The sequence below is a fragment of the Heyndrickxia coagulans DSM 1 = ATCC 7050 genome (assembly GCF_000290615.1).
Classification (GTDB): Bacteria; Bacillota; Bacilli; order Bacillales; family Bacillaceae_C; genus Weizmannia; species Weizmannia coagulans.
This window is the reverse complement of record NZ_ALAS01000199.1, coordinates 1-16,332: the sequence shown is the minus strand read 5'-3', so window position 1 is coordinate 16,332 and position 16,332 is coordinate 1. Positions and strand designations below refer to the sequence as shown.

General features: G+C 44.7%; 15 protein-coding genes, 1 rRNA gene and 2 pseudogenes. 11 read left to right on the top strand and 7 right to left on the bottom strand.

Translation table 11 applies throughout. From position 1 onward, the window contains the following. Positions 1–165 precede the first annotated feature (165 nt). The 4 genes from IC21_RS10180 to IC21_RS10160 form a co-directional block, all read right to left on the bottom strand. Positions 166–1,635, bottom strand: coding sequence for a sodium:solute symporter family protein (locus tag IC21_RS10180; protein WP_029142724.1), 1,470 nt, complete (start codon positions 1,633–1,635; stop codon positions 166–168). Then, positions 1,632–1,826, bottom strand: coding sequence for a DUF3311 domain-containing protein (locus IC21_RS10175; RefSeq protein WP_013860056.1), 195 nt, complete (start codon positions 1,824–1,826; stop codon positions 1,632–1,634). The genes IC21_RS10180 and IC21_RS10175 overlap by 4 nt, the downstream gene beginning before the upstream one ends. A 60-nt stretch (positions 1,827–1,886) precedes the next feature. Then, a complete protein-coding gene (locus IC21_RS10170) occupies positions 1,887–3,074 on the bottom strand; it encodes a M20 family metallopeptidase (RefSeq protein ID WP_019720163.1) in 1,188 nt (395 codons plus the stop codon). 282 nt (positions 3,075–3,356) lie between these two features. Continuing rightward, positions 3,357–3,776 carry a carboxymuconolactone decarboxylase family protein gene (locus tag IC21_RS10160; protein ID WP_019720161.1) on the bottom strand — a complete coding sequence of 140 codons (420 nt, stop codon included), beginning with the start codon at positions 3,774–3,776 and terminating at the stop codon, positions 3,357–3,359. A 106-nt stretch (positions 3,777–3,882) separates the two neighbouring features. Between IC21_RS10160 and IC21_RS10155 the strand changes: the two genes are divergently transcribed. The 6 genes from IC21_RS10155 (at position 3,883) to IC21_RS10130 (ending at position 9,766) form a co-directional block, all read left to right on the top strand. Then, complete coding sequence (locus IC21_RS10155; protein WP_017551011.1) at positions 3,883–4,293, top strand: Lrp/AsnC family transcriptional regulator; 411 nt, start codon at positions 3,883–3,885, stop codon at positions 4,291–4,293. A 161-nt stretch (positions 4,294–4,454) separates the two neighbouring features. Continuing rightward, a complete protein-coding gene (locus tag IC21_RS10150) occupies positions 4,455–4,799 on the top strand; it encodes a metal-sensitive transcriptional regulator (protein WP_013860052.1) in 345 nt (114 codons plus the stop codon). A gap of 14 nt (positions 4,800–4,813) precedes the next feature. After that, entirely contained in the window at positions 4,814–5,020 is a 207-nt protein-coding gene (gene copZ, locus IC21_RS10145; protein WP_029142726.1) for a copper chaperone CopZ, read from the top strand. A 93-nt stretch (positions 5,021–5,113) separates the two neighbouring features. After that, positions 5,114–7,525, top strand: coding sequence for a heavy metal translocating P-type ATPase (locus tag IC21_RS10140; protein ID WP_029142727.1), 2,412 nt, complete (start codon positions 5,114–5,116; stop codon positions 7,523–7,525). A gap of 221 nt (positions 7,526–7,746) precedes the next feature. Then, positions 7,747–7,968 carry a hypothetical protein gene (locus IC21_RS17365; protein WP_234969597.1) on the top strand — a complete coding sequence of 74 codons (222 nt, stop codon included), beginning with the start codon at positions 7,747–7,749 and terminating at the stop codon, positions 7,966–7,968. Positions 7,969–8,698: 730 nt separating this feature from the next. After that, positions 8,699–9,766 carry a DUF1646 family protein gene (locus IC21_RS10130; RefSeq protein ID WP_029142728.1) on the top strand — a complete coding sequence of 356 codons (1,068 nt, stop codon included), beginning with the start codon at positions 8,699–8,701 and terminating at the stop codon, positions 9,764–9,766. A gap of 135 nt (positions 9,767–9,901) precedes the next feature. On the opposite strand, the gene IC21_RS10125 is transcribed toward IC21_RS10130, so the two are convergent. After that, positions 9,902–10,591: an MgtC/SapB family protein gene (locus tag IC21_RS10125; protein ID WP_029142729.1), complete on the bottom strand. Its 690-nt coding sequence runs from the start codon at positions 10,589–10,591 to the stop codon at positions 9,902–9,904. Between the two features lie 91 nt (positions 10,592–10,682). On the opposite strand from IC21_RS10125, the gene IC21_RS10120 reads away from it, so the two are divergent. Continuing rightward, positions 10,683–11,588, top strand: coding sequence for a DMT family transporter (locus tag IC21_RS10120; protein ID WP_029142730.1), 906 nt, complete (start codon positions 10,683–10,685; stop codon positions 11,586–11,588). 221 nt (positions 11,589–11,809) lie between these two features. Beyond that, positions 11,810–12,109 carry a hypothetical protein gene (locus IC21_RS17360; RefSeq protein WP_230090467.1) on the top strand — a complete coding sequence of 100 codons (300 nt, stop codon included), beginning with the start codon at positions 11,810–11,812 and terminating at the stop codon, positions 12,107–12,109. Positions 12,110–12,432: 323 nt separating this feature from the next. On the opposite strand, the gene IC21_RS10110 is transcribed toward IC21_RS17360, so the two are convergent. Beyond that, complete coding sequence (locus tag IC21_RS10110) at positions 12,433–13,596, bottom strand: glycosyltransferase family protein (RefSeq protein WP_013860044.1); 1,164 nt, start codon at positions 13,594–13,596, stop codon at positions 12,433–12,435. An 895-nt stretch (positions 13,597–14,491) separates the two neighbouring features. Beyond that, positions 14,492–14,698: a helix-turn-helix transcriptional regulator gene (locus tag IC21_RS10100; RefSeq protein WP_014097633.1), complete on the bottom strand. Its 207-nt coding sequence runs from the start codon at positions 14,696–14,698 to the stop codon at positions 14,492–14,494. Positions 14,699–14,829: 131 nt separating this feature from the next. On the opposite strand from IC21_RS10100, the pseudogene IC21_RS17705 reads away from it, so the two are divergent. The 3 genes and pseudogenes from IC21_RS17705 to IC21_RS10090 form a co-directional block, all read left to right on the top strand. Next, positions 14,830–15,428, top strand: a pseudogene (locus tag IC21_RS17705) (transposase family protein); the annotation flags it as partial. Further along, positions 15,428–15,703 (top strand): annotated as a pseudogene (locus IC21_RS16315) (zinc ribbon domain-containing protein); the annotation flags it as partial. The pseudogenes IC21_RS17705 and IC21_RS16315, both read left to right, overlap by 1 nt. Before the next feature lie 468 nt (positions 15,704–16,171). Next, positions 16,172–16,332: ribosomal RNA gene (locus tag IC21_RS10090) — 16S ribosomal RNA — on the top strand; the annotation flags it as partial.

The window sequence follows — 16,332 nt, the reverse complement described above, 5'->3', positions numbered from 1 at the left end:
TGTTCATTCAAGGTGTACATTTAGATGATAGAGTGTCTTCCCATTTTTTTCCACTCATTTGCCCCTTCGAGTAAAATTTTACACATACTTTAAAATTTTTTTGGATCCCTGGAAAGCTTGTTAAAAAAGGAGCCGTGCATGCACGGCTCCTTTTTGGGAAATAGTTTACGCAGCCATTTCAACGCTTTTTTGTCTGTCTCTTGTAAAAGCACTCACGGCAAAGGTTACAACCAAGTTCAAAACCATGGCGATGATCCCGGTATTTAAGTCTTTGACTGCTTGCGGCATAAACGGCAACAGCGTCGCAACCGTCTGATTCGTGATCGTCACATAGGAAACGACAAGTTCGCCCGCCACAATTCCAGCAAATGCGCCTGCTTTTGAAATCGGGTTATTTTTCATAAAGCTGAATACGATCGCCGGGAAAAATTGCGTAACCATGCTGTACCCCATCAACAGCAGGGCAACAATGGTTTGCCCGCCGTTAAATGTGAAGTAGAGGGCAATTAAAGATACGACCGGAACCAAATATTTGGCGACATTGGCCACTTGTGTTTCATTGGCGGTCGGTTTAAATACTTTAAACAAGTTTTTCGAAATCATTGTGGATGCGCTCATCAACAGCATCGACCCCGGTACCAGCGCACATAACAGACCGGCAGCGCCGATGACACCGACAAACCAGTGCGGGAAGCTTTCAATAGAAAGAACGAGCAGGGCATTGTCGGTTGCTGCTCCTTCAAGTGCCGGCTTTACAGTCAGAATCGCCGCAAAACCGGCAAAGAATACGAACAACAGGATCAACTGATACAGCGGAAAAATCACCGCATTGCGGCGGAACGTTTTTTCATTTTTCGCTGTAAAGGAGGCGGCAAAAGAATGCGGCCACGTGTAAAAACCGAGTGCCGTCAGCAAAACGGTCGAAATGAACCAATATACACTCATCCCTTGGTGCGGGAGCGCAAGAAAGCCGGGTTTTGCCTGGTCAATGGCATGAAACATATCTGAAAAGCCGCCAAAATAATGAACGGGGAGATAAATGCCGAGAAAAACGACGACGGCCAAAACCAATGCATCTTTCATGACGGATGTCCAGGCTGTTCCGTGTACGCCTGAAATCGTGGTGTAAATGGTTACCGCAATCACGCCGATCCAGATGGCGACGCCGGAAGAAATCGAGCCGTAAGAAGCAATGCTGACGATACTGCCGAGCCCTTTTAACTGCAAAACAAGGTACGGGATCATGGCAATGATGCCGATAATCGAAACAAGGACACCGAGTGCGGGACTATTGTATTTTTTCGCGAAAAAGTCGGATTGGGACAACAGCTTATGTTCTTTTGCATAACGCCAAATGGCCGGAAGCAGCCAATAGGAAAGAACATAAGCCAATGAGCCGTACCAGAGTATATAAAGCGTCGGCCCCCCTTTGCCGTAAGCCCATCCGCTGCCGCCGAGAAAAGTGAAAGTCGTGTAAATTTCACCGGCGCTTAGCAAGAATACAAACAATGTTCCAAAACTTCTGCCGCCGGTTGCCCACTGTTCAAGGTTCATTTGCTTGCCCCGGCGCGCCCGGATGCCGAGATAGAGTGACACCAGCAAAAAGATGAGGATAACAAGAAGTGCGCTGTTCATTCGGCATCCCCCCTTTGGTTTTTCGGATCGGTTTTATAGATAATGAACATTACAACCGTCGATAAAACAACCCACAACACGGTCCAGAACATGATAAAAGGCATTCCGAGAATCATCGGATTGGTACGGTTTGCAAAAAACATGCCAATGATTAAAGCAAGAAATGGGAGTGATGCAAGGACGAATTTCATTTGAAAACCTCACTTTTTTTAGTGTAAAAGGCCAACCGGTGAAAAAGCGGCTGATCCTTTTCAGGCAGTTAACGTCAGGCTGGCTGCGACGAACGCTTTCACCCCGTAAGGCAATACATCCTCATCCACAGTAAAGCGGGCGTGATGGTGGGGATAAACGATGCCTTTGTCCGCATTTCCGGCTCCAATAAAAAAGAATGTGCCGGGTGCCTTTTGCTGGAATCCGGAAAAATCTTCCCCGCCCATGGTTGGAACGCCGTCTTGAATGGCATCTTCACCAAACGTCTCAACCAGTACTTCACGCAGCTTTGCCGTGACTTCCGGATCGTTAATAACGGGACGATAACCTTTCACGTATTGAAAATCATAAGTCGCCCCGTGCGCTTCTGTTACGCCTTTCACGACGCGTTCCATCAGCCGGATCACTTCTTCCTGCAACGCCGGCTTAAACGTCCGGACGGTGCCGCTGATGAAAACCGAACCGGGAATGACGTTATGCGCAGTACCGGCTATAAACTGGGTCACGGAAAGAACAACGGGATCTAAGGGATCAATATTTCTTGAAACAATATGTTGAAGGTTTGTTACAACTTGTGCGCCAATTGCAATGCTGTCTATTGCTAAATGCGGCTGTGCCCCGTGTCCGCCTTTTCCGTTAATCGTGATGTAGAAAGCATCTGGTGCCGCCATCATCGGTCCTGACACCAACTCGATTTTTCCAGCTTCAAGCGGTGACCATAAATGAGCGCCAATCACCTGGTCCACGCCGTCCATGACACCGGCTTGGACCATTTCTTCGGCACCGCCTGGCAATTGTTCTTCGGCATGTTGAAACAGAAAACGGATTTCACCGGCGATTTGGTCTTTTAAGCCGGCCAGAATTTTCGCGGCCCCAAGCAGCATCGCGGTATGCCCGTCATGGCCGCAAGCATGCATCACACCATCATGCTTTGAGACGAAATCAAATGCATTTTCTTCTTGAATGGGGAGCGCGTCCATATCGGCGCGAATGGCTAAAACACGGCCGGGCTTTGCTCCTTTCAGCCGGGCTACCACACTCGTTTTTGTCGGGCGGGACAACACCAAACCCCCGAAAGATGCAAGCGTATCATATATAAATTGCGATGTTTCGACTTCCTGGAAAGAAAGCTCCGGGTTTTGGTGCAAATGCCTCCGCCAATGGATTACATCTTCCTTGACTTGTTCGACCAATGCATCTATTTTTTCGACTTCCAAAGATAATGCCATATCAGAATCCCTTTCTTTTATCCTATATTTCTATTTTCTTTATTGATTTAAAGAATTTAGAGTATTATAACATCACACAGTCTTATATTGCAATAACAATTTGGTTTCATGTTTAGCTTTTTTCCAAGAAAGTATAAAATGAACGGAATATTTTGACTCTGTTGCCTGCTGCAAAAAATAGTCACCGCGCAAATAGAAGTTTGGTTTTGGAAAGATTACGTACAATGCATGTTTTCTAATAACCATTGGTTCCATCAGCGGGACTTCCCACTGATGGAAATTTCACTTATCTTGGCGCTCCCCCAGCTGCATGAGGGCGCCAAAATATTGGGATGCTGTTGTAAAGCAAATAAAAGCAATCAGCTCACTTATTTCCGCATCTGTTAAATACTCCTTCAAAACCGCTGTTACATTTGGAGAGGTTTGCCCTTTGCCCGCAAGAAAAGCTTCTGCAAATCCGGTACATACCGCTGTTTTTTCATCATAATCAACGGGGTTCGGTTTGCCTTTTGCTTTACAATACAGGCAGCCATTTTTTTGTGCAAGTGTACGCCGGACTTCTTCTTTTAACTTCGCTGGCAACCGGCCATCCTTTTCAAATTCATGGCTGAGTTTGTTCCAGTATTTCAGAATGGACGCGTTATATCCCAGCAATTGTTGAAAAGGCGTATTCCCTCTTTCATGTAATGGTATCAGTGTCATGCTCATCCCTCCCAAAAATAGTGTAAAATAAAGCATGCAGCTTTTACATATCGATTAGAAGGTATTTGATTGATTTGAATTTCAAAATGGAAAGGAATTTCAAGAAATGGATTTCATTGATGAACAAATCATACATGAATTGAAAGAAGACAGCCGCTTATCAATGAGCGAGCTCAGCAGGCGTGTTCATCTATCTGCCCCGGCTGTGAGAGAACGGGTACGGCAATTAGAAGAACAGGACATCATTAAACGCTATACAATTGAACTGAACCAAAAAAAGCTGGGATATCCCATTGAAGCCATCATTGAAGCGACAATTAAAAATAATCGTTACGAGGATTTTAAAAAGCAAATATGCCAGTACTCGAATGTCGATTTTTGTTATCGTATTGCTGGCGAGGCATGCTTTATGTTAAAAGCCCGCTTCCACTCATTTGAAGACGCAGAGCAATTCATTGATGAATTGCAGTTATTTGCACATTCTAAAACGAGCTTTGTTTTTTCCAAAGTGGTTTAAAACAAGTGCGCCTATTTCAACAGGTATCAAAATTCCAGGGCATTTTGCCAAATGAATGGACGTACGCTCCAGGCATGCTGAAATAATATTCAAAATGGAGCATCTATGTTGACATAGTATACGGGGGGATGGTATATTGAAATTGCGAAGGAGGCAAGGAGATGGAGGAATTGGATATCATGATGGATGCCCGGGATGAAGCTCCCGTTTGCCCCGCCCACAGTGAACGGAAAAGCCACCATTCGGAAAAAGTGAAAAAGAACCTGGTCAGCAGGTTGAACCGTATTGAAGGGCAGGTAAGAGGGGTCAAAGGCCTCATCGAAAAAGATACCTATTGCGACGATGTCATTACCCAGATTGCTGCCATCCAATCTGCCTTAAACGGCGTGTCGAAGATCCTGCTCGAGGGCCACTTGAAAAATTGTGTCTTGGAACGGATTCAAGAAGGGGATCTCGATGTGCTGGATGAATTTTTAGTGACCATACAAAAAACAATGCGAAAATAAAGGAGCGATTGATCATGGAAAAAGTAACCTTAAATGTACAAGGCATGTCTTGCGAACATTGTGTCAAAGCGGTTAAAGGAAGCGTCGGCGACTTGTCAGGCGTGAAAAATGTAGACGTTCATTTGGCAGAAGGAAAAGTGGATGTTGAATTCGATCCGAATGAAGTGACGCTTGATAAAGTAAAAGAAGCCATTGAAGACCAAGGCTATGAAGTAGCGTAAATCCGGGCAAAACGGGCTGTGCTTTCGGGCACGCTCTCTTTTTTCAAAAAAATATACCTATAGAGGGTATAAAAGGCGTCAGGAGGAATGGATATGGCCGCATCACTACAGGAAAAAAAGGCCGAAAGCGTCACGCTTGGCATTACCGGCATGACGTGTGCAGCATGCGCCAACCGGATTGAAAAGAATTTATCGAAAGTGGAAGGCGTCAAAAAGGTAAATGTCAACCTGGCGACAGAGAAAGCCACCGTTCAATACGATCCGAAACAGGCGACCGTCGAAAATTTGATCGAAAAAGTGGAGAAAACGGGTTATGGCGTATTAGAAGAAAAAGCGCAGCTCAATATTATGGGCATGACATGCGCGGCATGCGCCAACCGCGTGGAGCGGGCGCTGAAAAAAATCCCCGGTGTTGTTAGCGCCGCCGTCAACCTAGCGACGGAAACGGCAAGTGTTACATACCTGCCGGGACAGGCAAGCGCTGAACAAATGATTGTAGCTGTAAAAAAGGCCGGCTATGACGCAAAAATAAAAGGCGAAATGGATCCGGACTATGAAAAGAAGATGCGTGAGAAAGCATATAAAAAGCAAAAAATAAAATTTGCAGTTGGTGCTGTCATCTCCGTCTTTTTCTTGTTGCAAATGATCTCGGATATCGCTATGCATTACGGCGGCAGCTTTTCTTTCCATATGAATCCATGGCTACAGCTTTTGCTTGCTACCATTGTGCAAATTTTTGTCGGCGGCCATTACTACCGGGATGCTTACCATGCCATCCGGGGCGGGAGTGCCAATATGGCCGTTTTGGTTGTGCTTGGGACGTCCACGGCCTATTTATACAGCCTTGTCCTTACCATCCTCGGTTCCGGGCGCATGCTTTACTTTGAGACATCCGCCATTGTGATGACGCTGATCGTCCTTGGCAAACTGATGGAAACCAGGGCAAAAGGCCAAACATCAGAAGCGATGAAAAAACTGATGGGCCTGCAGGCAAAAACGGCCCGAGTCAACCGGGACGGCAAAGAAGTTGAAGTACCGGTTGAAGAAGTCGTCCCCGGCGATATTCTTTTTGTCCGCGCCGGGGAAAAAATTCCGGTTGACGGCGTCATTACAGAAGGGGCCTCTTCTATCGACGAGTCCATGCTGACCGGCGAAAGCATGCCCGTTTCAAAAAAAGCGGGCGATGCCGTCATCGGGGCGACATTGAACAAAACCGGTTCGTTCCGCTTTAAAGCCACAAAAGTCGGGAAAGATACGGCGCTCAGCCAGATCATTAAACTGGTGGAAGAGGCGCAAGGTTCAAAAGCGCCGATCCAGCATCTGGCAGATCAGATTTCGGGTATTTTTGTGCCGATCGTCATATTGATTGCACTGGCGACATTTGCGGTGACGTATTTTGCGGCCGGATTCACCCCGGCGATCATCAGCATGGTTGCTGTGCTCGTCATCGCCTGCCCTTGCGCCCTCGGGCTTGCTACCCCGACAGCTGTTATGGTCGGAACCGGCCTCGGTGCCGAAAACGGCGTGCTGATTAAGAGCGCCGAGCATTTGCAAATCGCCCATCGCATTACGACTGTTGTACTCGATAAAACCGGCACGATTACAAAAGGAGAGCCGGAAGTAACGGATCTCATCCCATACGGCGGTTTTTCAGAGGAAGCACTGCTCGCCATTTCCGCTGCAGCCGAAAAAGGATCGGAACACCCGCTTGGTGCAGCCATTGTAAAAAAAGCGGCTGAAAAAGACCTGCAACTGCCGAATGTTGCGGAATTCGAAGCGGTACCAGGCCATGGCATCCGGGTTAAAATAGAGGATAGAGAAGTTTTGATCGGAAATAAAAAAATGATGCAGGATGCACGTATCCGGATTGATGATGTGATCAGCCAAATGGAAAGACTTGAGGAAGACGGCAAAACGGCCATGCTGGTTGCAATGGATGGCGCGCTTTCCGGGCTGATTGCCGTTGCTGACACGGTGAAAGAAACATCGGCAAAAGCCATCCGCATGTTGAAAGAAATGGGCATTGAAACGGTCATGATTACAGGCGATAACCGCCGCACTGCCGAAGCGATTGCCCGGCAGGTCGGCGTAGACCATGTGCTTGCGGAAGTGCTACCGGAAGATAAATCCAAAGAAGTGGAAAAATTGAAGCGTGCCGGCAACATTACGGCAATGGTCGGCGACGGGATCAATGATGCCCCAGCTCTTGCTGCAGCCGATGTCGGGATTGCGATTGGAACCGGGACGGATGTTGCGATGGAGGCCGCTGATATTACATTAATGCGCGGCGACCTGATGGGGATTGTCAACACAATCCGCTTGTCGAAGGCAACGATGCGGAAAATCCGCCAGAACCTGTTCTGGGCTTTTGCTTACAATGTGGTTCTGATCCCGGTGGCAGCATTCGGGCTGTTAAATCCGATCCTGGCCGGAGCTGCCATGGCCTTCAGTTCTGTGTCAGTTGTGGGCAATACCCTGTTCTTGCGCAAATGGCAGCCGGTATAAAACGACATATAGAAAATAAATAAGCCGTTATTTTGGTCGATCAAAATAACGGCTTTTTTGTTTCATTGCTGATGACAGAATGGACATGTCCAAATGGATTAACAATGTTTGTTTTAACCGCGGCCCTCGTTGTGGAGAAGATTGCATACGGGCAAGCAATCATAGCGGGCATCGGCGGTTTCTCATATGATATTGGATATCCTGGGAGTGGTGAATGAAACTTGAATAGGATTCAAAGAATTAAAAACACCTATTATGCGTTCAATATTTTGTATAACATGGGGATTATGGTGTTTGGCGAGACGTTATATTTATATATGAAGTCCATCCATGATAGTTATGCTGATATTAATCTGTTTTTATCCATTTTTTGGATTGTTGGTTTTATTACGGAAATCCCGTCCAGCGTGATTGCGGATACTTTTGGAAGGAAAAAACGCTGATTAGCAGTTGCGTGATCAGGAGTATTGGCCTGTTCCTGCTGTTTTTTGATTGGGGAAATATGGTTTTTCTTATTCTAAGTGCGATTTTTACCTTGCCTGGCGAATCTTTAAGATCGGGCACAGTGGATTCATGGATGATAGATAGCATTCGTGAGGAAGAATAGGATTATCCGTTTGAAAAAGTATTTTCTAATAACCAAGTATTCGGGACAACTTTCACCTTATTAGCGGGATATGTTGGTACACAAGTTTTAGGGAATATCGATTTTAGCTATCCTGTTTTAGCGGGGGCTATTTTACTTTTATGCCCCATGGCCGTAGCCGTATTCTTTATGAAAGAACCGGCGCCGGTGGAACAAAAACAAGCAGGCACTTGAAAGCTGATTCAGCATCACCATGCATTTTCGCAGATGCCTGATTTTAAATATTGAGGCAAAGCTTGCTGGCAAATCGGATTCGTTCAGCAAACCCTAATGATTGGGAAATGAATCATTCGTATCATCAATCCGTTAAGATAAAAGAAGATCAAACTTTTTTGCAATTGATGGAATGTACACCATTGCGCCAATGCGGGATAGATGTTATCATAGATAGAGCATTACCGTGAAACGCGGATGGTTTTGACAATGGAATAGATTGTCTTAAAGGAGGAGCCTGTCACCAAGGGATACGTATGTCCCGCGGTGGCAGGCTTTTTTGCTTTCCGAAAAAAATGAAAGGGAGTGGTTTGATGGTAATGGGATTGACGGTTATTTTGTTATTGGTCCTGTTCCTGCCGTTTACAAAAATAGTGGAAAGGAATCTGGAAGCCTTTTTGTTCGTAATGGGCGTGGCAGCTTGTATTGTCAGCCGGTCATTTTCCTGGCATCTAGTGCAGGAAGCTCTTGTCCACCCGCTCAATATCACGATTGCTGTGCTTGCGATGGGGCTTTTGTTCCGCTGGTTTGAGAAACCGATCGAAAAAGGGATCAGGCGGATCAGCCATGCGATGCCGTTTCGTTTGTTTATTGCGCTCTTTGTCATCATACTCGGTTTGCTGTCGAGCGTCATCACCGCCATTGTTGCCGCCATCATTCTTGTAGCGGTCATCCGTTTTTTGCGGCTTGACCGGAAGACGGAAGTCCGTTTGGTTGTCCTTGCCTGTTTCGCCATTGGCCTCGGGGCTGTGCTCACGCCGATCGGGGAGCCGCTTTCCACCATTGTCGTGAGCAAACTGGATGCAGACTTTTTTTACTTGCTGAGACTTACCGGCACTTCAGTGATCCCGGCTGTCATTGTTTTCGGCGTGCTGGCTGCTTTGATCGTCAAACCGGGGCAGTATTCAAGCGCCATGGAAACCGCGGCGGGAAAAGAACCGGGCATGGCCACCACGGAGGATGGAGGGTTAAAAGCTGAAACGGCTTCAGAATCATACAAGGAAATTGTCATCCGCAGTTTCAAGATTTACTTGTTTGTAATGGCGCTCACTTTGCTCGGGGCAGGATTTGAACCATTTATTGAAGCCTATTTGCTGGATCTCAGCCCGCGTGTCCTGTATTGGATCAATATGGTTTCCGCTGTTTTGGATAATGCCACCCTTGCCGCAGCCGAAATCAGCCCGGCGATGAATGATAAGGCGATTCAAGATATTTTGATGGGCCTGCTGATAAGCGGCGGAATGCTTGTGCCGGGGAATATTCCGAATATCATTGCCGCGGGAAAATTAAAAATCTCAAGCCTTGAATATGCGCGCTTTGCATTCCCGCTTGGCCTGGCAGCAATGGTCGTTTATTTTGTGATCAGCCTTTTCCTGGTTTAAAATAAGGGTTTCGTAACGAAGTCCTTATTTGCCGGCAGGGGCAAAGATGGAGAAAATCCGGCTGCTGCTGAATATCCGGAACCCTTGGGCCTGGCCGGGAAAAGCAAGCGGTTTTTGCCCAGTAAAAAGCTCAATTCAGCTCTCTACTTCTGCAGCCGCAACTTCATCCATGCCGGAAATATGGCGGTATACATCCACCGTTGTATGTTTGTAGCTCGCCCGCGCCTTTAAATCGACTAAATGGGTTTGATCTTTTAAATCTTTGATCCGGATATTTTCAATTGTAATTTGCTGCTTCTCAATCGCATCGAGGACGCATGGTATGGCATCCCTGTTGCGGACGATAACTTTTATAATCAGGTCTTTATTGCGCAACTTTGTTTGCGCTGCTTTGCCCATTAAATAAGGGATGATTTCCACGCTGATGATAATGAGCACGACGCCGGCAATCGCCTCCATATAAAAACCGGCCCCGACAGCAATCCCGATGCCGCTCGCCCCCCAAATCATGGCGGCGGTGGTCAGGCCTGTAATGGTGTCATTGTCTTTTTTTAAAATCACCCCTGCCCCGAGAAAACCGATCCCGGAAACGATTTGTGCGGCAAGCCGGAGCGGGTCCATTGTAATCTGCACACTATGGGCATGGTTGAAAAGATAGGCAGACTGAATGGAAACAATGGTAAGGAGGCAACTGATAATTGAGATGACAAGGCTGGTTTTCAGTCCGAGCGGTTTCCGTTTTAATTCTCTTTCCAGCCCGATAATCAGCCCCAGCACGGCTGTAATTCCCAGTTTATATAAAATTTCCAAATCCCCAAAAACCATCCGGCTTCCCCCCCTTGTAAAAAATACTGTTCAATGCTGCTTCTGCGCTATAAAATAAAAGTAAATAATCAAAAAAAGGAGAATTCGCAATTTGAATCCTTATATTGCTTTAATCGCGGGCGTACTTGCTGTCACATCCTCCGCCATTTTGGTAAAATACAGCACGGCGGATGCCGGTGTGATTGCTTTTTACCGGTTATTCTTTACCACCATCATCATGCTGCCAATCTTTCTGACAGCCAGAAAGAAAGCGAAAATGCGCATGCTGAAAAAAGATTTGCTCTTTTCCATCAGTTCCGGGGCATTGCTCGCTTTCCATTTTATTTTATGGTTTGAATCGCTGGATTTGACATCGGTTGCAAGTTCGACTGTCCTTGTGACATTGCAGCCGGTTTTTGCATTTGCCGGCAGCTATTTTATTTTCCGGGAACCGCTCTCTCTTAAGGCGATTGTTTGTGCTGCATTTTCCATTTTCGGGAGCATCCTGATCAGCTGGGGCGATTTTTTCATCAGCGGAAAAGCGCTATACGGCGATGTTTTGGCGCTCGTCTCCTGCCTTTTTGTGACAGCTTATATGATGATCGGCCAGTACGTGCGGAAAAGGGCAGATGTAGTTCCATACACATTTATCGTCTACCTCGCATCAACGGTGGTGCTGTTTTTCTATGTGCTTTTTGCAGGAGAAGCTTTTTACCCGTATTCCGCCCGCAACTGGATCTGTTTTCTCCTATTGGCCGTTTTGCCAACGCTTGCCGGGCACTCTGTTTTTAGCTGGGTTATCAAATGGATCAGTGCATCGGTTGTTTCTGTCGCGATCTTATTTGAACCGGTAGGCGCAGCCATTTTGGCCTATTTGCTTTTTGGAGAAAAAATTTCCTGGTTCCAGGCAGTTGGCGGGATCATTATTTTGCTGAGCATTGCCTATTTTTTGGCCCAGGATCATGCCGAACACCGCCGCGCTGTCAGGCTGAACGAAAAAAGCGAACCGGCCCGTTAGCCTCGGAACGTTTAAGACTTCGCTGCACTTGTGAGCGTTGAATCGCTTTAATATGCACCCCATGATAAAAGGAAGAAAATAAACCACAAGAAAGTTTCGTATATAAAAATATTATACCGTGCCGGGTACTTGGCCTACAACCGATACACTTGCAGCAACTAACGGCTGTTTTGGGGATGACTTGTGCCCCCCTGGATTTGACCGGTAGACGATTAAGGCCAATGGATGGCTGGCAAATGCAAGGGGGGAAAGGGATCAGTCATAAAGAAAAAAAAATCCGCGTGGCAGATGCCAAGCATAATCGGGGATTTCAACTTTCTTTGGAAAAGGGAGGATTGAGAATGAACAAGAAAAATCAAATTTTTTTAGCAATCCTTTTAATTTTGAGTGTGGCAGGTTTCATTGCCAACATGATCGTTGGCCCTGCTCCCCGCTGGATTAAGGCATACAATTTGTTAGTAGTCCTTGCCTGGGGTGTGTGGATTTTTCGCACAGGAAAAGAAAAAGGCCGTTATTGGTAAACCTGAATTCGTTACGATTAACAAACGTTGATCCTATATGGGTGGTCATGATGCTATCTTAAGAGCCTTTGCCAAAATGCTATATCTCCTGGCATCCGTGACTGGATGATCAGCGCAATTTTAAGAGGCCTCTCTTTTTTTCGCTACGGGGAAATCTGTAAATTCACCACAGCAATGTAAACGAATGCGAAATCAATTGAGGGTCAGGGGGGATTGCGGGGAAAAGGAGGTGGGATCGGGATCATCGTAAGAAGGATTCATCCTCCTCAATAGAAGTTTTCCCCATCAAAAAAGAGCCCCTGGAAAAAGATATAAAACTTTTGTCAAGAAACAATCCTGTTTTTGGATTGAATAGTGTTTATTACATTGATAAAATCTTTGATCGTTTCCTTCCAAGTAACGGTGTTTAAATGTGCCTGTGCGTTCTTAACCGTTTCCGCGATATGCCCTGGATGGCTGATCGCATTTTGGAAGGTTTGGAAAAGACTTTGCTCATCAAGATGACAAAATAAAGCACAATTCTCTGGCATGAAGCTTCGGCCCGTACCTTCATAGAAATCGATAACCGGCAAACCGCTGCTCATCATTTCATAGGGCACAAGAGAAAAATTGGTCATCGATGGTGCAATGCCAAAATCCGATTTGAGATACAGCTCGTGCAATTCTTTTTTCGTCAGCTGGCCAAGATTCTTACCGTTGATAAATTGCGCGGATTGATCGGTACCGAAATAGACAATATCCAGCTGATATCCGTGTTTTTGGCAAAGCTTAAGAAAATTATTGAGAACGATCTGAATAGTGATTGGTGCTCTTCGTGGACTGTCCCATTTTGTATAGACTGCAATTCTGAATTCCTTTTTTTTCTTATAATCCAGGAAGTTTCTCGGGTGGAAGGGATATTGTTCCATGTCAACCGGAAAACGGATCACATCAAGCGGACTTTGCACCCGGCATTCTTTTTCAATCATCTCGGCACACCAAGGTCCGAGCGAAACCATATGTAATCCTAATTCATAGGTCTTCTTCGCAAGATAATACCGATCGCCAAATGGGTAAAAATAAGGTTCATAATCCTGAACAAAATACATCTTGTATCCGGGTTTGTCTTTAAAAACATAAACCGATTCCCAGAGTGTCCCTATCCAAATATCTGACTGATGGGTCTTCAATGCGCTCACATCAAGACAGGTACCCTGATACCCGGCGTAATTAAACTCAGCGTTTATCTCCATCGCTTTCCGCGGTTGGGAAAAATAACTTAAATAGTAAACCTGGAAACCAAGTTTGCTGAGTTCCGTACCTAAATGCAGCATCGTCGTCTGTCCGCCGTCATAAGGAATAATCCCGGTTGTGACAAAGGTAATCGACTTCGGCCGGTGCGGCAACGCTTGTTTTACTTGTTTGAAATTAAAATACTGGATAATATCATCATATACATGGATGTCTCCCATCGAAACAGGTGGAAACGGTGTGGCAATAGGTTTCATGAACAATCACTCTCCTAGATGGATCCATAGTTTTTATCTATATATATCTCAACTTATATACCACTTTTTTCCGTACCATAAACCTATATTTCCGAGAGGTCGTGCGGTTTACTTTGAAATAAGTAAAAACACCGCATATTTTATAAGAAATCTGAAATAGGAAGAAACATTCAGTAAAAATAGGCATTATATTGGGAGGATTATTTGTTTTCCGGCTGCCAAGCATAGGAGGAGCAAATAACCCTTTTTAAAGTATCCGCCAAAATAAACGTCAAAACCTCTTGCAATAGCGGCATGGCTGCGGACGAAATATCTCCATAAATGCTTAGCTAGTAAAGGATTGCTTGGTCGACGATTACAGTTATTTCTGTTCTTTGTAGTGCAGCATGCGTGGGGACAGCAGGAACTGGATGTGCAGCCTGTATATACCTAGCAGCTGGAGCATCCGGTGGTACTATTGGTTGGTCCTGTAGGCAAGGCTCTTGGTATTAAAAAACATTAAAACTGAAACCGGCATCCGGTTTCAGTTTTTCTTAGCAACAATAGTCATGGTAAATGACAATGTAATAATGATGAAACTGATTAACAAAATAATTAAGTTGCTTATCTGTACTTTTAGTGTGAATTGGCTTAATATAAAAAATACTATCAAATAGAGAAGGATGAAAAAGTAAGTGTAGTTTATGGTTTTTCTTTTAATGAATTTTGCTCTCTCATCGTGTTTATTTATATGAGGATATACATACCACACATTAAATGAGAGAACAGAAAGCGACAACGTTAATAAAGCGTTAAAATTTAAGCCATATTTTGTTTTGAAAGACAAGATTAAGAGTCCTATCGTGACGATGAGAAAAAAGAAACTACATATAAGTAACATTTTTCGATTAGACATTTATAACTCCTCCTTTTCATTAAGTGTAAAAATATCCTCCACTTTCATATTAAAAATCTTAGCAATTTTTAATGCCAATGGCAGGGAAGGGTTATATTTACCTTTTTCAATGGAAATAATGGTTTGTCTCGACACGTTTAGTTCTTTGGCCAACTTTTCTTGAGAATACCCAAATTCAGACCGTATTTCAGGTAGGTTATTTTTCAAACGTAGGCATCTCCTTTCAAAAGGTAAAGCATACTTAACGTAAAGTCTCCTTTACTGTCAAATACATTATACATTTTTAAATAAAATATGCAACTGTTATTTTAAAGGGTGTGTGCACTGTATGGATCTGATTGAACCAGGAGCTCATTCTGGAGTTTGATTCAATGTGAAAACCGTCTATGGAGGCTAGGGGAAAGCAGAGATCGGTTAATCCCAACAATCCGGGGAGAAAAAGTTATTATCCTCTTCTTGTGTTTGAAGGGAAGTCACGTCTTTGTTTAATCTCAAGGGGTACTCGGTTTTGCAGAAGAGACCTATCAGTTGCTTTCTCCCTATTACCATTCGTTATGCTCTTTTTGACAAAGGGGTTGGGGAGATGATTTCTACAGTTAGTGGGAAAACTGTAGGATTGGTTATACCGTAAACGGAGGTGGACTTCAAAACCTAAAAACGATGATTCATCGTGAATCCGCTATGTTGACGACGAATTGACCGTGTTGGACGGAAAGGCTGTATATGATCAGGTGAATTTCTGGAAGAAGCCCCCAAGAAGGTTTTGGCCATTCGTAATGCCAAAGTATGAGAAAAATCAGCTTCAAGTTGTGATCCTCTCTGGAAATTTGAAGCAATTGTCACAAGGATGGACTGGGAACTTCTATACCAGAGGGCTTGCGTGGAAAACGACATCAAACCGTCAAAATATGGATTCTCGATGGATAAGATTTCAACGCAAGAACAAGCCGTAAAAACGAGAAAAGTTTGCACACATGGTCATTTTATCGTCTGTCTCAATTCAGTGAATATAAAGCAAAATGAGTTGGATTAAGGCTGAACATGTTAATCCTGTCTATATAAGTTAAACCTGCTCTCGAATTGTTCCGAGAGAAATAAGGCAAATGACCGTAAATATGATTGCAAATGCAACTCCGGAAACACAGAGATTTAGTTGGTGCAATGAATATTCGATATGCGCCTGTAGTTGGTGGTAATAGCCAATCAGCCTAAGATGCTATACGCGCTGTCATAGGAAGGGTAATGAGTTGAAGGGTGTCAAACAGAAATGGACTGCGAACGCTTAGCCATTTTAAGCATTCCACTCGTCACATCATAAAATGTAGGGATTGCGGCTTTAGTCATGGGAATCTCAAAAAATAGGCTGAATCTTATTATTTTTTGTCCGTCCGGTTTTCGCAATAAAGCCGCAATGTATGTTTGTCCTGTCTTATTTTGTAGAAGGAACTGGAGGTGGCCGGTTTCAAATTTACCAACGAATTTCAAAAAAACTATTGCACAAATGCTCACGACATGATATATTAATACTCGTCCGATAGCGAACAAGCAACATAACGTTGACAAGCTATCCGGCATTTGATATAATAGAAAAGTCGCAGTCATAAAGATGCGACACAGATTGTTCCTTGAAAACTGGACAAAACGAAACGTCAAATTCTTTTTGAGCTTTTATCAAACATCTTTACTGAGAGTTTGATCCTGGCTCAGGACGAACGCTGGCGGCGTGCCTAATACATGCAAGTCGTGCGGACCTTTTAAAAGGTTAGCGGCGGACGGGTGAGTAACACGTGGGCAACCTGCCTGTAAGACTGGGATAACGCCGGGAAACCGGGGCTAATACC